Here is a 2,803-nt window from a genome sequence, read left to right on the forward strand (position 1 = left end):
TGAAGAGGAAATTAAATGACTATATCTATAAATACAAATTATATATAATTTAAAATAAGAAAAGCAAATAAATAAAAAAATCGTATAAACGATATCTTCTTCAGTAAATTTTATATAAGTTTTAACAAAAAATTTCCGTAGTAAAGAGGAAATTAAATGACTATATATGAAATTAAAAATTATATATAATAAAATTATAATAAGGGGAGAGGAAAAATGATAAATAAGAGATTAAAGCAAATATTAAATATTTTAAGGCAAAGTCAAGAAAAGATAAAAGGTGATAGTCTTGCTTTATCTACAGGAGTATCTAGCAGAACTATTAGAAATGATATCAAAGAGCTTAACTCTATTTTAAAGGATGCGGGAGCTGAAATTGAATCAGAAGTAGGCCAAGGGTATTTTTTAAAAATCAATGATGACGCTAGATATGAAGAATTTTTGAAATCATTAGAAGCTTCAGAATCAAAAGTAGAATCTCAGAATATTATTCCTTCTGAACCTAAAGATAGAGAATTATATATAATTAACAAATTATTGCTGAGAGCTCTAAATAAAGAAGAAAAATTTGATTTATTTGATTTAGAGGAAGAATTATTTATAAGTAATTCAACTTTGAAAAAAGACTTAAGATCAGTAGATAAAGTATTAAAAAAATACGATTTAAAGGTAAGTATAACTAAAACGTATGGAGTCAGAATTATTGGCGAAGAAGCTAAAATAAGATATTGTATTTCAGATTATATTTTCAATGACAAAACAAAAACTAAAAAAGAAAGAAAGCAGTTCTTTGAAAATATTTTTTCAGCAAATGAAATAAAAATAGTAAAAGAAATACTACTTGAAAATATTAAAAAATACAATTTGAAATTAACTGATATATCCTTTAACAACCTAGTAAACCATACTTTGATAATGTTAGAAAGATTTAAATTTAAAAAAGTTGTCAAATATCCAATAGAAGAGATTAGAGCATTTACTTTAACTGATGAATTTAGATGTGCTCAGGAGGTAATTTTACAGCTTAAAGAAAAACTGAATATTGATCTAGGTGATGAAGTCTACTATTTAACACAGCATTTAATTTCCAGCCAAAGATTTTTAATTGACGATATCAATGGCGAATATACATACAAGCCAGAGATTGAACATATATTAGCAGCTATTAAGGAAAAAACAAAAATAGACCTATCAGATGATAAGCAATTAATAAATGGATTGGCTATGCATTTAAATTCAGCACTTCAAAGACTTAGATTTGATATGAATATAAGAAATGAGTTTTTAGATTCTATAAAAAATTCTTATCCACTGGCTTTTGAACTAGCTGTTATAGCAGGTGAAATAATTGAAAAGAAATTTAACCTAAAGGCAAAGGAAAGTGAAATAGGATTTTTAGCGATGCACTTTGGGGCTTCACTAGAGAGAAAAGGTTTAAATAAAAATCGAAAGAGAAAAAAGGTTGCTATAGTATGTATTGCAGGTGTTGCAACAGCGATGCTTCTAAAGGAAAAGATACAAAACAATCTAAATAATAAGGTAGAAGTCGTAAAAACATGTTCAATGAACGATGTAAGCCAAGAGCTTATAGATAGTGTTGATTTATTGCTTACTACAGTTGAACTAGAAAACTTCTCTAGTCCTAAAATTAAAAAGATTAAATTATTTTTAGAGGAAAAAGATATTGATCAACTAGAAAAAATGATTGACGACACAGAAAAAGATTCTAATGGAATTGATTATAAGGAAATATTTAAGCCTGAGTTGTTTTTCAGCAACGTGGATTTTAAAGATAAAAATTCTGTATTAGAATTCATGACAGATAAAATGCTACAAAACGGCTATATATCTGAAGAAGTAAAAGAGTCAATATTCAAAAGAGAAGAAATGGCGACAACTGAATTAGGTGGATTAGTAGCTATTCCGCATGCATTAGCACACAATATGAAGGAAGCAGCCGTATCTATAATGATTTTAAAGAAGCCTATTTTATGGGATGAAGAAAAAGTACAGGTAGTTTTATTATTCAGCATTCCAAAGAGCAAATACGATATTTGGGAGGTTGTATTTAAAAAGCTATACAACTACTTGATAGCTCAGCAAGGTGTTATGAAATTAATAAAAAATAGAAATTATGAGGAATTCATATCAGAATTGAATAAAACTCAACAATAAATAAAATACGCCAAAAAGGAGGGGATCAATTTTGGATAAATTAATATTAACAGAAAAAAATGTTAAGTTAAAAGTCGAAGCTAGTACCTGGGAGGAAGCTGTAAGAGCAGGTGCAGGCATGCTAGTCGAACAAGGATGCGCTAAAGAATCATATGTAGATGCAATAATAAGTTCAGTCAAGGAATTTGGACCATACATTGTAATAGCAGATGGAATAGCAATTCCTCACACAAGACCAGAAAAAGGAGCACTAAAGATAGGATGTAGTTTAATTACATTAAAAGAGCCTGTACATTTCGAAGGCGATGAAAGTGCAGTAAAAGTACTAATATGCTTTTCAGCAGTAGATAATGCAAGTCATTTAGATGTTCTAAGAATGATAATGGAATTTATAAATGAAGGCATGATCGATGAAATAGCAGAAGTCGATACATATGACGAATTAATAAAATTAATTAATAAATAAAAATATAAAGATATTAAATATTAAGGAGGAGTAGTTATGTTAAAAATATTAGCAGTATGTGGAGCAGGTTTAGGAAGCAGCTTTGCTTGTCAAATGAGTGTAGAAGCAGTTTTAAAGGAATTAGGTGTAGAAGCTAAGTTAGATCACACTGATATCTCAAGT

The 2,803-nt window shown here is 28.3% G+C and carries 3 protein-coding genes; all 3 read left to right on the forward strand.

Going from position 1 to position 2,803, the window contains the following annotated elements:
• Positions 1-216: 216 nt before the first annotated feature.
• Positions 217-2,175, forward strand: coding sequence for a BglG family transcription antiterminator (locus ACI3VO_RS13065; RefSeq protein ID WP_439758339.1), 1,959 nt, complete (start codon positions 217-219; stop codon positions 2,173-2,175).
• 31 nt (positions 2,176-2,206) lie between these two features.
• Complete coding sequence (locus ACI3VO_RS13070) at positions 2,207-2,641, forward strand: PTS sugar transporter subunit IIA (protein ID WP_439758340.1); 435 nt, start codon at positions 2,207-2,209, stop codon at positions 2,639-2,641.
• A gap of 36 nt (positions 2,642-2,677) precedes the next feature.
• On the forward strand, positions 2,678-2,803 hold a 126-nt coding region (locus ACI3VO_RS13075; protein WP_439758341.1), incomplete at its 3' end, for a PTS sugar transporter subunit IIB.

Origin of the sequence: Intestinibacter sp., assembly GCF_051866655.1 — a bacterium.
GTDB lineage: Bacteria > Bacillota > Clostridia > Peptostreptococcales > Peptostreptococcaceae > Intestinibacter.